The sequence below is a fragment of the Nocardiopsis moroccensis genome (genome assembly GCF_055763695.1).
In genome coordinates this window covers 5,489,876-5,502,102 of sequence record NZ_CP199747.1, presented here as the reverse complement: position 1 = coordinate 5,502,102, position 12,227 = coordinate 5,489,876, and the positions used below count along the sequence as shown (strand labels likewise).

Genomic DNA, 12,227 nt, shown 5'->3' with positions numbered 1-12,227 from the left:
GGTCCCGGCGCGTGCGTTTCTTCCCGCGCCGTGGTCTGCGGGCCGTGTTCGGCGGATGCACGCCCTGCTGCGCACCACCCCACCGAAGACGCCCCAGCACACGATAGCCCTCCCGGACCGGTGACCTGCCGCCCCTCCCCCGAGGGAAGGGCCCGGAACGGCGTGGCGGCAGGTCCCGGGCACGCGAACGGGGGTGGGCGCCTTCGCCCACCCCCGCGCCCGTCCCGCGGAGCCCCGGCAGGGGCTGAGGACGAAAGGGGTGCTGCCCCGCCGGGCGGCCGGCCCCCGGGGGAAACGGAACCCGGGAGCCGGTACCGGTCAGTTCTGGATGATCACCCCGGAGTTGTAGCAGGAGCCCAGGGACTGGCCCAGGACGGCGCTGGAGTTGCCGCAGCCCTCGTTGCCGGCGTCCACGCCGTTGATGTAGGCGATGTTCCCGCTGACGTCGGAGCCGCCGTGGCCCGAGGTCCAGGCCCCGGCGTGCGCCGCGGCCGGGGCGGCGGAGAGGAGGACCCCGGCGGAGGCGAGGACCACGGCGCCGGCGGCGAGCGTCTTCTTCAGCACTACTTGTCTCCTTCTGTGTCCGGACGGGGGCCGGCCGGACTTGCAGTGTCTCTTCGGTGGCACCCGGGGGGTACCGAGACAGAAGCTATCCGCGAACAAGCTCCGTGAATACGCCCTGAGCTGCATTGATCACAGAAAATCCAATAATGTTCACACTGGGTGCTGATGCATTCCGGAATCGTTCGGGGCAAAGAACCGGACTTCGCCATACCCACGTGTACGCAGTGTCACCACGGGCCGGGGTTGCAGCCGGGCGCCAATCGGAGTTCCGGACACACGTAAGGGCGCCGCCCCGTCATCACGGAGCGGCGCCCCTGCACAGAAAGCCCACGGATCCCGGTCCGGGCGGTTCGGCCGGGACTCCCCGGCCGGACACCCCCGCCCGGCCGGGCCGGGAAGTCAGGCTGCTACCAGTTCTTCACCGTGGCGTCGGAGTCGGTGCAGTTCGCACCGGCCACGCCCAGGACGGCGATGGCGTTGCCGCAGACGTTGATCGGCACGTCCAGGTCGGCGACCAGCTGGTTGCCGCCGAGGATGCTGCCATTGCCGGAGGTGAAGACGTTGCTGTTGGCCATGGCAGGAGCGCCGGCGAACAGGACGCTGCCAGCGGCAGCCGCGATGGCCGTGGCGGCGAGACTCTTCTTCAGCATGTGTTTTCTCCCGTCAGACCGGCGGGCGGGGGCGCCAACCGGTCGATAACGTTGACGATGTGTATGACAGTGAACACTCAACGTGTTCAACCACTATTTAGCCACACTCGGTCGCCCGCCGTGGCCGAAACACGAAAGCGTTTCGCGGCCCTGACCTGGAAGTATCACCATGAGTGGGAAGACATGTCGGACATGAAACCCCCAACCGGAACCCCTTCAGCCCCGCGATGTGACACACGACACACTCAAGTCCCGGGGGTGTCTTTCGGAACACCGATCCTCGGGCTTTCCGGTCCCTCTCCCCCGTCCCGCCCCGAGGCGGGCTCCCCGTGCATGGTCGACCGGGTGGCCCACCGTTCCGTGCCGGCGGAGGGCACCCGTGCGCGCCTCGCACGCTCCACCAGGGCGTCCAGGAACCGACGCGCCTCGCCCGCCTCCCGGTCCCAGGCACGGGCGGCGACCGGCCCCGGGGGCGTGTCCACATCGATGGTGGCCCTTCCCCTCAGCTGCGCGAGCGGCCCCGAGGACAGCCTCAGCGTCTGCATCCTCTCCACCGGGACGATCTCCGTCACCCGACAGAACAGGCCGCGCACGCTCACGAACAGCCGCTCGTCCACCCCCGCCGCGTTCGCCAGCAGGTCGCGGTTGACCACCAGCGGCACCACCGCCGCGTCACTGTCCGGGAAGACCTCGTTCACCAGAGAGAACGCCCTCCCGCGCGGCGCGACCGGGAGCAGATCCGCCGAGTCGCCCTGGCGGGCCCCCGCGTACCCGGCGACCGTCGCCTCCACCCGGGCCACGCCCAGGGCACGCCACAGCAGGGGCTCGACCACCCGCACGGCCTGCACCCGTCCCGGCGGAACGGTCTGCATACGGCGCTGGAACATCCCGTAGCGCAGCCGCAGACCGTCCGAGGACAGCGAGGCGTAGAAGTCGGTGTAGCGGGCCAGCGGGCCCCAGTAGTAGCGCAGGAGCCCCAGGACCAGCGGGATGGCACCGCCCAGGGCCCCGGGTTCCAGGAAGACCGCGAACGCCGTGAGCAGCAGGAGCAGCAGGACGAACGACAACAGCACCGGCACCCGGAAGGTCAGCGCGCCGAGCAGCAGCAGGAAGGGGAGCCGGTAGAAGGGCCACTCCGGCGCCTCGGGCGACCGTCCGGACAACCCGGCCGCGTGCGCGAGCACCGCCGCTCTCAGCCTCTCCGCCAGCTTCCGGCGCAGGCAGCGCAGCCGGATGGCGCTTCCGTCGCCGCCGGCCAGTTCGATCCGCAGTTCCGCCAGCCCGAACACCTGCATCAGCAGGGGCTGGACCACGTCCACCGCCTGGAGCCGGCTCAGCGGGATCTCCCTGGAACTGCGCCTGATCAGCCCGCTGTGCACGACCAGATGGTCCTCGCGCAACCCGAAGGAGCCGTACCACCAGGCGGGCAGGGCGTAGGCGAGGGAGCCGAACACCACGGCCACGGCCAGCACCAGGACCCAGGCGAAACCGAACTGGGTCAGGATCGGCCCGATCAGCGCGACGAACACCAGGGTGACCGCGAGGACCTGGAACGGGATGATCAGCCAGTGCGCGCGGAAGACCCCGGTGGTGACGTCGTCCTCCGACCGCGGCCGGGGCGGCGGCGGAGGGGGCGGCGCGCCCTGGACCTGCTGCGGCGGCAGGAACGCGGGGCTCCAGCCGGGCGGCGGTGGCGGCCCGGGCTGCTGCGGCTGTCCGTGCACTTACAACCCCGTTGAGAAGCTCTCGCTGCGCGCCGCGAGCCGGTCGCGCAACTGGACGGCATCGGCGAGCGGGAGGCCCACCACCCGTGTGTCCGCGGTGCTCGCGGCGGTGCGAACCCGCACCGTCGCGATCCCCAGCGCCTGTTCGAGCAGGTCGGCGGTGACGTCCACGACCTGCATCCGGCCGTAGGGGACGACCACGAGCTGGCGGACCAGCACCCCGTAGGTGAGGTACAGCTCGGCGGGCGCCTCGGCGTACCCCCAGGAGCGCTGGAAGCCGCCGGCCAGGAACCACAGGACGACGGCGGCCGCCAGCGCCGACCCCGCCCAGACCCCCGCCAGGAGCGGGAGGTCCCACAGCAGGAGCAACAGCGCGCCCCCGGCGCCGACGGCCAGGCAGACCGCTCCGGTCACCAGGCGGCGGTACCAGGCCAGCGCCTTGGGTATCCGCAGCCAGGACGTGCCCTCGGGCGCGGCGAAGGCCGTGTCCACGGCGCGGGGCGGCCGGGAGGCTCCCGTCGCGGGCGGTGGTGTCGGTTCACTGGTGTCCACGACCTCAGTCAACCATCAGCGGGCAAGCCCCGTCCGGAACGGCTCGGCCGGAGCCGGGAAAGGGCCGCACGGCAGTAACGGCCCAAACCACGGTGATCTTGCTACCAGGGGCAACTTCGGCGCCGAAGTTGCCCCTGGTAGCAAGATCACCGCGAAAAGAGGGGGGTCAAACCGCCCCGGGCAGGCGCTCCCTACGTTGCTCCGGGCGTGTCATCGTCGTCACCGTCGTCCTCGGGCACCCGGCAGGCGTTCTCCAGGTACAGGGCCGCGGCCAGCAGCAGAGCCGCGGAGGCCGCCGTACCCAGCGCGGTCAGGAACACCTCGCGGTGGCTGGCCAGCTCCAGTCGGCCGGACACGGACAGCGCCATCCCCACGAAGAACCCCGCCGCCAGTGCGGCGAACAGCGCGCTCGCCTTGGCCAGGGCCAGCAGCCGGGCCGCGCTGAGCGGTTCCATCGGTTCCGTTCCCGGCGCCCGGCGGATCCGGCGCGCGGTGCGTCCGGCCGTGAAGGCCTCCGCGAAGGCCAGCAGCAGCAGCGTGGGGATCGCCGACCACGGCAGGAGCGGCAGACCCGTCACGGAGTTGGCGACCAGCAGCCCGGCCAGGGCTCCGAGGGCCGCCAGCAGGGACGGGACACGCCACCCGGTGGGGGTGAGCGTGCCCCTGCCGTCATCGGACACCGTCCGCCTCCCCGGGCAGCCGCAGTCGCAGGTCGTCCCGGCGCACCAGTTCCTGTTCACCGCCGGTGTCCGCTGCCTCGACCCCGGCCAGCAGCGCGGCGACCGGGGCCCGGCCGGGCAGGACCGCCGCGGGGTCCGTGTCCAGCCAGGGGCGCAGCACGAACGCGCGCAGGTGGGCGCGCGGGTGCGGCAGGGTCAGGACCGGGTCCTCGTCGGTCAGGTCACCGAAGGCGATCACGTCCACGTCCAGGGTTCGCGGTCCCCACCGGACCTCGCGGACCCGTTCGAAGGCGCGTTCCGCGGCCTGGGCCAGATCCAACAGTTCCTTCGGGTGACCCTCGGTGTCGACGACCAGGACCGCGTTGAGGAAGGCGCCCTGTTCGGGCCCGCCCACCGGAGCGGTCTCGTAGACGGGTGAGACCGCCGCCGGCGTGACGCCCGGTCCGGCCGAGAGCAGGTCCACGGCGCCCTGCAGGGTCGCCATCCGGTCTCCGAGGTTGGATCCCAGGGAGAGCACCGCGCGCGTCACCACTGGCCCCGCCTCCCCCTGGTCACGGTGACGGACACGTCCGAGAACTCGTGTTCGATGGGGGCCGACGGCTTGTGCACCGTCAGTTCCACCCCCTCGACCAGGGGCTCGGCCGTGCACTCGGCGGCCAGGCGCTCGGCCAGGGTCTCGATCAGGTTGACGGGCTCACCCGACACCACCCGGACCAGGCGGTCGGCGAGCAGGCCGTAGTGCACGGTGTCGCCGACGTCGTCGCTGGCCGCGGCGGGCCCGGTGTCCAGGTACAGCACGGCGTCGACCACGAAGTCCTGGCCCTCGCGGCGCTCGAAGTCGAACACCCCGTGGTGGCCCCGGGCGCGCAGGCCCCGGAGCTCGATGCGGTCCCGCATCAGCCCTCCGCCTCCGTCTCCTCGTCCTCCTCCATCAGCACCGGGGAGGCGTGGTGCGACCACAGCCGCCACCCCTGGTCGGTGTCGACGAACAGGTTGGTGGTCACCACCTGGCCGCCGGCCACGAACCCGGGGCTGCCGTCCTCGGCGGTCAGCACGTTCTCCTCACAGGTCACCATGGCGATGTCGCCGCCGACCCCGATGTGGGTCTCGGTGAGCACGTACTGGATGTAGGTGACGTTGGCCATGATCAGCGACCAGGCGCGCATGATCTCGGTGCGGCCGCGCAGCAACGGCCACCCGGGGTTGACGCACACCAGGTCGGGGGCCTCGTGTTCCTCGGCCCAGACGGTGCGCATCAGGTCGATGTCACCGTTCTCGATCGCACTGTAGAACTGCGCGTTGGCCTCGCCGACGCGCTCCATGACTTCCTGGCGCGGCTTCACAGGCCACTCCCGATGCTCTGGTCACGGCCCTGGTCGAGGCCGGCGCCGCCGTCGGCCCAGGCGGACGCCACCCGTACCGCGTCGGCGTTGGGCCGGACGTCGTGTACCCGTACCGCCCAGGCGCCGCGGTGCGCGGACAGCGCGGTCACGGCCGCGGTGGCCGCGTCGCACTCGACGAAGGGCCGGTCCCGGCCCTCGGCGTCGCCGAGCAGGCGGCTGAGGAAGCGTTTGCGCGAACCCGCCACCAGGACGGGCCGACCCAGTTCGTGGAACCGGTCGAGATGCTGGAGCAGCGCCCAGTTGTGCGCCTGTTCGGGACGCTTGGAGAATCCCAGCCCCGGGTCCAGAACGATCTGCCCGGGGTCGACACCTGCACTGATCATGGCCTCCATACGGTCGCGGAGCTCATCGAGGACCTCCTGGACAACATCCGTGTACACGGCACGGCTCTGCATGTCATGACTATGCCCGCGCCAGTGCATCAACACGTAGGCGACACCGGAAGAAGCGACGAGCCGGGCCATCTCCGGGTCGGCCAGCCCACCACTGACATCGTTGACCAGTACCGCGCCGGCGTCGACCGCCCGCGCGGCGACTTCGGCGCGCATGGTGTCGACACTGACCGCGATCCCGCGCGAGGCGAGTTCGCGCACGACAGGTTCGACCCGGCGCAGTTCCTCGGCGGCCTCGACCCGCTGCGCGCCGGGGCGGGTGGACTCACCGCCCACGTCGACGATGTCCGCGCCCTCCTCGACGAGGCGCAGGCCGTGTTCGATCGCGCGCTCGGGGTCGAACCAGGACCCTCCGTCGGAGAAGGAGTCGGGGGTGACGTTGACGACCCCCATGACCAGGCACCGCCCTCGGTCGGGCAGCCCCGGAAGTGTGTGTTTCGGCGCCATGCGCATCACCCTACGCGCACGCCGAGGGGCCGGGGGCACACGGCCCCCGGCCCCTCGTCCGGTGTCGCGGGGACCCGGGCGTGTCCGGCTGACACACCCGGGCCGACGGGTCCGGCGGCGGTCGGTTCAGCTCCTGCCGAGGATGAGGCTCATGGCCTCGGCCCGGGTGCGGTCGCTGCTGCGGAAGCTGCCCCGCACCGCGGAGGTGACCGTCTTGGCCCCGGGCTTGCGCACCCCGCGCATGGTCATGCACAGGTGTTCGGCCTCGATGACCACGATCACGCCGCGCGGGTCGAGGTGCTCCATGATCGCGTCGGAGACCTGCCCGGTAAGACGCTCCTGCACCTGCGGGCGGCGGGCGTAGACGTCGACCAGGCGGGCGAGCTTGCTCAGCCCGGTGATGCGACCGTGCGCCCCCGGGATGTAGCCCACGTGCGCGACCCCGTAGAACGGCACGAGGTGGTGTTCGCAGGTCGAGTACAGCTCGATGTCCTTGACCAGGACCATTTCCTCGTGGTCGGCCTCGAAGACCGTGGTGAGGACGTCACCGGGCTTCTGGCCGAGTCCGGCGAACTGCTCCTCGTAGGCGCGGGCGACCCGCTCGGGGGTCTTGGTCAGTCCGTCGCGGTCGGGGTCCTCCCCGATGGCGATGAGGATCTCCCGGACGGCGCGGGCGATGCGCTCGCGGTCCACGGGTCTGGCGGGCAGGTCCTCGCTCACGCCTGGTCTCCTTCGGTGCTGGCGGGCTTCCCCGGGAGTTGACCGTTACTGGCGGAGCCCTGGACCTCGGCGCTGTTGAGCATGGCCAGCTCCTTCTTGGAGCGGACCGGGGGCCGTTCGGAGGGCTGGCGCTTGCCGTATCCGGTGTACGACCCGCGGGAGGGGCGCTTGCGGACCGGCGCGAAGATCTCCAGCACCTGGGTCTTGGTGAGCGTCTCCTTCTCCAGCAGCTGCACGACCAGCTCGTCGAGCACGTCCCGGTACTCGACGAGGACCTCGTAGGCCTCGTCGTGCGCGGACTCGATGAGGCGGCGCACCTCCTCGTCGATGATGGAGGCGATCTCCTCGGAGTACTCGCGTGCGTGGGACATCTCCCGGCCCAGGAACGGCTCGGAGTTGGCCGAACCGAACTTCCGGGCGCCCAGGCGCTCGCTCATGCCGTACTCGGTGACCATGTTCCGGGCCAGGTTGGTGGCCTTGTCGATGTCGTTGCCCGCGCCCGTGGTCGGCTCGTGGAAGACGAGCTCCTCGGAGGCGCGGCCGCCGAGCATCATGGCCAGCTGGTCCATCATCTGCGAGCGCGAGGTGAGGAACTTGTCCTCGGTCGGCACCGACATGGTGTAGCCGAGTGCCCGGCCGCGCGGCAGGATCGTGATCTTGTGCACGGGGTCCGCGTTGGGCAGCGCGTGGCCGACGAGGGCGTGCCCGCCCTCGTGGTAGGCGATGACCTTCTTCTCCCGGTCCGACATCACCCGCGACTTGCGTTCGGGGCCGGCCATCACGCGTTCGATGGCCTCCTCCAGGATGGCGTGGGTGATGACCTTGTTGTCCGCACGCGCGGACAGCAGCGCGCCCTCGTTGATGACGTTGGCCAGGTCCGCACCGGTCATCCCGGCGGTCTGGCGGGCGATCACCGCGAAGTCGACGTCGTCGGCCATGGGCTTGCCCTTGGCGTGCACCTCGAGGATGTCGCGGCGACCGTCCAGGTCGGGACGGTCCACGACGACCTGCCGGTCGAATCGGCCGGGGCGCAGCAGCGCGGGGTCGAGGATGTCGGGGCGGTTGGTGGCGGCGATGAGGATGACGCCGCCCTTGACGTCGAAGCCGTCCATCTCGACCAGCATCTGGTTGAGGGTCTGCTCGCGCTCGTCGTGGCCGCCGCCCATCCCGGCGCCGCGGTGGCGGCCGACGGCGTCGATCTCGTCGATGAAGATGATCGCCGGGGCGTTCGCCTTGGCCTGCTCGAACAGGTCGCGGACCCGGGAGGCGCCCACACCGACGAACATCTCGACAAAGTCCGAACCGGAGATGGAGTAGAACGGGACCTCGGCCTCGCCGGCGACGGCGCGGGCCAGCAGGGTCTTACCGGTTCCGGGCGGCCCCATCAGCAGGACGCCCTTGGGGATCTTCGCCCCCATCGACTGGAACTTCTCCGGGCTCTGCAGGAACTCCTTGATCTCGTGGAGTTCCTCGATGGCCTCGTCCGCCCCGGCCACGTCGTCGAAGGTGTTCTTCGGGGTGTCCTTGGTGATGAGCTTGGCCTTGGACTTGCCGAACTGCATCACCCGCGAGCCGCCGCCCTGCATCTGGCTGAAAATGAACCAGAAGATGATGATGATGATGATCAGCGGCAGGAGGCTGAACAGGGCCGTCGTCCAGATCGGGGTGGTGGCGACCGAGACCTCGTAGGAGTCCAGGTTCCCGTCGGGGTTCTGGCTGGACTCCTGGAGCATGGTGGCGAGCTCCAGGCCCTGCCCCTCGACCCAGTATGCCTCGTAGATGTCCTCGTCGACCGTGGTCAGCTGGATGCGCTGGTCCCGGTCGATGATCTCGGCGTTGTCCACCTGATCCTGCTCGATCAGCTGGTAAACGGTCGAGATGTCGGTTTCCTCGGGCTCCGGACCGGCCCCTACGTCGAACACGCGGAAGCCGATGACGAGCATGAGGGCGACGACCAGGATCCAGATCCACGGGCCGCGGAAAAAACGCTTCAGATTCATGTGAGCGGAACCCTGTCGGGTCCGTCCCTCCTGACCAGGCCGCCCGCCCCAGAGGACTTTCCGAAGCAGGACCTATCGGACACGTGCTCCCTGCGATGACGCCGGGATATTCGACGGTACACCTCGCCGCGCGGAGCGGGCACACCGCTCAGGCCGGACACGGGGCCGTCATGGGGGCAACGACTGCGACCCGTCCGGTTGTTCCCGGCCGACGCCGTACGGGCCGCAGGGACCCGCACGGCGGCCGTGACGCTACTCCTCGTAGACGTGCGGGGCGAGCGTGCCGATGAACGGCAGGTTGCGGTACTTCTCGGCGTAGTCGAGCCCGTAGCCGATGATGAACTCGTTGGGCAGGTCGAAGCCGATGTACTTGACGTCGAGGTCGACGTCGAAGGCCAGCGGTTTGCGGACCATGGTGCAGATCTCCACGGACTTCGGGCCGCGCGACTTCAGGTTGCCGACCAGCCAGGAGAGGGTCAGCCCGGAGTCGATGACGTCCTCGACGATCAGGACGTCGCGGTCCTTGATGTCGGTCTCCAGGTCCTTGAGGATGCGCACCACGCCCGACGAGGTGGTTCCCGCCCCGTAGGAGGAGACGGCCATCCAGTCCATGGCGACGGGGCTGTGCAGCGCCCGTGCGAGGTCGGCCATGACCATGACCGCGCCCTTGAGCACCCCGACGATCAGCAGGTCCCTGCCCGCGTAGTCCGCGTCGATCCGCGCTCCCAGCTCGGCCAGGCGCGCCTTGATCTCTTCCTCGGTGACCAGGACCTTCTCCAGGTCCTGACCCATGTCCTTAGCGTCCACGCTCACTGTCCTCGCTGCTGGTTTCCCCGTTTGCGGCAACCAGGATAAACGTGTCGAACGAGGCCATGGTGCCCGACACCTGGACCGGCGGCTCCGGTTCAGCGTTCGAAGAGGATCCGGCCGGCGGCCCGGCGCCCCCGGATCCCGCCGGGCAGGTCGATGTGGGCCTGCCCCCGCCACTCGGTGACCAGGCGATCCAACTCACGTACGTGACGTGAGTTCAACGCGCTGGCCGGGCAGCCCGCCCGGAGCGCGGCACGGTGCAGCACCCGGGAGCGCAGGGAGGGTTCGGCGCGCTCCAGCGGCTCCACGGCCAGATCCGTACCCTCCCCGCCCACCAGGGCCCGCCCGTGCAGGTCCGCGGCGAGCGAGTCCAGGGTCTCGGCGTCCGCGCGCAGCATGCCTGCGGTCCTGGCCAGAGCGGCGGCGATCCCGGGGCCCAGTGCCTTCTCCAGTGCGGGCAGCGCCTCATGGCGCACCCGGGAGCGGGCGAAGCTCGGGTCGTGGTTGTGCGGGTCCTCCCAAGGGCTGAGCCCCATCAGGGAGCAGGCCGCACGAACCGTGGCACGGTCCAGGTCCAGCAGGGGGCGCAGGTAGCGGCCGGTGCGCGGGGCCATCCCGGCCAGGGAGCGGGCGCCCGAGCCCCGGGCCAGCCCGAGCAGGACCGTCTCCGCCTGATCGTCGAGGGTGTGGCCGAGCAGGACCACCGCGGGTGCGTGTGCGTCGGCCGCCTCCCCGAGCGCCCCGTAGCGAGCGCGCCGTGCCGCGGCCTCGGGGCCGCCGCTGCCCCGGACCCGCACCGCGGCGGTCCGGACTGGGTCCAGACCGAGTTTGCGCAGGACGTCCGCCACGGCCTCGGCACGTTCGCCCGAACCCTCCTGGAGGCCGTGGTCGACGGTGACCGCCCCCGCGGCCACCCCCGACCGGGGGGCCTCGAAGGCCACGGCACCGGCCAGGGCCAGGGAGTCGGCACCGCCGCTGCACGCCACCAGGACGGTGGTCCCGTCGGGCAGGTCGGACAGCACCCGCCGGACCGCCGAGCGGACGGCGGCCACGGCGGGGGGCGGCCCGCTCACTCGGTGATGGCGGCGGGGCGCACGATCCGCTCGATCCACGTCGAGGGGTTGCGGATCTCCTCAAGCGTGGGCAGCGTCTCGGGCGAGGTCCACACCTTGTTGAACTCGGCCATCCCCACCTGGGCGACGACCTGCCGCACGAAGGCGGCACCCTCCTCGTACTGCTTCATCTTGAGGTCCATGCCCAGGAGCTGGCGCATGATCCGGTCGATGGGGTTGAGGGTCTGGCGCCGCTTCTGGAAGCGCTTCCGGATGGTCTCGACCGAGGGCACGACCTCTGGGCCGACGGCATCCATCACGTAGTCACCGTGCCCCTCGGCCAGGCTCATGACCGCGGTGACCCGGTCCATGAGCGCTTTCTGCTCGGGGCTCTGGAAGGCGGTGATGAGGTTGCCCTCGCCGCCCCGCACCGCGTCGGCCACGGCCTCGCCCGCCTGCCGGAGGCGGTCGATCAGGTCCGAGGCGTCCATCTCCGTGGAGAGCAGGAGTTCCTGCATGAGCTCCTGAACGTACGCCCGCAGCCACGGCGTGGCCGTGAACTGCATCCGGTGGGTCTCCTCGTGCAGGCAGACCCACAGGCGGAAGTCACGCGAGTCGACGTCCAGCTCACGTTCGGTGTTGACGATGTTGGGGGCCACCAGGGTCAGGCGCCCGGTCGGCGAACTGCCGTCCGGGTCCGGCGGCAGGAAGAGTTCGTACTGGCCGAGGACCCGCCCGGCCAGGTAGGACAGGACCGCCCCGAGCTGCACCCCGGTGATCCGCGAACCGACCGCGCTGGTCAGGTTCCCGGCCGGGCTGTTGTTCAGCCGGTCGGCGCCCATCTGTTGGAGCACGGGTTCGAGCACCACCCGAAACCCGTCGACGTTGGCTCGAATCCAGCCCGGGCGGTCGACGACGACCGCCGGCCCGGAGGGTTCGAGGGGGTTCATCCCGGTGAATTCGCGCACATGCCCGGCCGCCACGGTGGAGAGCTCGCGCAACTGCACCACGGCCTGCCGCGCGTCGGACAGGTCCACCTGCGGCCCAGGGCGCACGAGGCGGACACCGGTGTTGACGGCTACGTCCCAGTCGATCACAGTCACACGGCCAGCCTACCCACGCCAAGCCCGGCGGCACGGGGATCAGGGCTCTATTTCAGGGCAGGTCCGGGGTTAACCCCGAGAACGGCCGAGGCCCCGGACCCGAAACCCGCTCACCTCAGCCGTAGGGACC

14 protein-coding genes are annotated in these 12,227 nt (G+C 70.7%); all 14 read right to left on the bottom strand.

Annotated features, from left to right (window positions below):
* Positions 1-318 precede the first annotated feature (318 nt).
* Positions 319-564: a hypothetical protein gene (locus tag ACUKCB_RS24320; RefSeq protein WP_473037913.1), complete on the bottom strand. Its 246-nt coding sequence runs from the start codon at positions 562-564 to the stop codon at positions 319-321.
* 407 nt (positions 565-971) lie between these two features.
* The gene (locus ACUKCB_RS24315; protein ID WP_473037912.1) at positions 972-1,214 is read right to left on the bottom strand and encodes a DUF320 domain-containing protein; all 243 of its coding nucleotides are present in this window, start codon (positions 1,212-1,214) and stop codon (positions 972-974) included.
* A gap of 245 nt (positions 1,215-1,459) precedes the next feature.
* Positions 1,460-2,938: a PH domain-containing protein gene (locus tag ACUKCB_RS24310; RefSeq protein WP_473037910.1), complete on the bottom strand. Its 1,479-nt coding sequence runs from the start codon at positions 2,936-2,938 to the stop codon at positions 1,460-1,462.
* Positions 2,939-3,385, bottom strand: a complete 447-nt coding sequence (locus ACUKCB_RS24305) for a PH domain-containing protein (RefSeq protein ID WP_473041119.1) — start codon at positions 3,383-3,385, stop codon at positions 2,939-2,941.
* Between the two features lie 296 nt (positions 3,386-3,681).
* Entirely contained in the window at positions 3,682-4,170 is a 489-nt protein-coding gene (locus tag ACUKCB_RS24300) for a DUF3180 domain-containing protein (protein ID WP_473037909.1), read from the bottom strand.
* A complete protein-coding gene (gene folK, locus ACUKCB_RS24295; RefSeq protein ID WP_473041118.1) occupies positions 4,160-4,699 on the bottom strand; it encodes a 2-amino-4-hydroxy-6-hydroxymethyldihydropteridine diphosphokinase in 540 nt (179 codons plus the stop codon). The genes ACUKCB_RS24300 and folK overlap by 11 nt, the downstream gene beginning before the upstream one ends.
* On the bottom strand, positions 4,696-5,067 hold the full coding sequence (gene folB / locus ACUKCB_RS24290) for a dihydroneopterin aldolase (RefSeq protein WP_473037908.1): 372 nt from the start codon (positions 5,065-5,067) through the stop codon (positions 4,696-4,698). The genes folK and folB overlap by 4 nt, the downstream gene beginning before the upstream one ends.
* On the bottom strand, positions 5,067-5,513 hold the full coding sequence (locus ACUKCB_RS24285) for a nuclear transport factor 2 family protein (protein WP_473037907.1): 447 nt from the start codon (positions 5,511-5,513) through the stop codon (positions 5,067-5,069). Before ACUKCB_RS24285 ends, folB begins: the two co-directional genes overlap by 1 nt.
* A complete protein-coding gene (gene folP, locus ACUKCB_RS24280; protein WP_473037906.1) occupies positions 5,510-6,412 on the bottom strand; it encodes a dihydropteroate synthase in 903 nt (300 codons plus the stop codon). Before folP ends, ACUKCB_RS24285 begins: the two co-directional genes overlap by 4 nt.
* 126 nt (positions 6,413-6,538) lie before the next feature.
* Complete coding sequence (gene folE, locus ACUKCB_RS24275; protein ID WP_473037904.1) at positions 6,539-7,132, bottom strand: GTP cyclohydrolase I FolE; 594 nt, start codon at positions 7,130-7,132, stop codon at positions 6,539-6,541.
* Positions 7,129-9,132, bottom strand: coding sequence for an ATP-dependent zinc metalloprotease FtsH (ftsH, locus tag ACUKCB_RS24270; protein ID WP_473037903.1), 2,004 nt, complete (start codon positions 9,130-9,132; stop codon positions 7,129-7,131). The genes folE and ftsH overlap by 4 nt, the downstream gene beginning before the upstream one ends.
* Positions 9,133-9,384: 252 nt before the next feature.
* Entirely contained in the window at positions 9,385-9,939 is a 555-nt protein-coding gene (gene hpt / locus ACUKCB_RS24265) for a hypoxanthine phosphoribosyltransferase (protein WP_191267020.1), read from the bottom strand.
* Between the two features lie 98 nt (positions 9,940-10,037).
* A complete protein-coding gene (tilS, locus tag ACUKCB_RS24260; RefSeq protein ID WP_473037902.1) occupies positions 10,038-11,015 on the bottom strand; it encodes a tRNA lysidine(34) synthetase TilS in 978 nt (325 codons plus the stop codon).
* Positions 11,012-12,091 (bottom strand): zinc-dependent metalloprotease, encoded by a 1,080-nt coding sequence (locus ACUKCB_RS24255; protein ID WP_473041117.1) that lies wholly within the window; start codon positions 12,089-12,091, stop codon positions 11,012-11,014. Before ACUKCB_RS24255 ends, tilS begins: the two co-directional genes overlap by 4 nt.
* Positions 12,092-12,227: the final 136 nt, after the last annotated feature.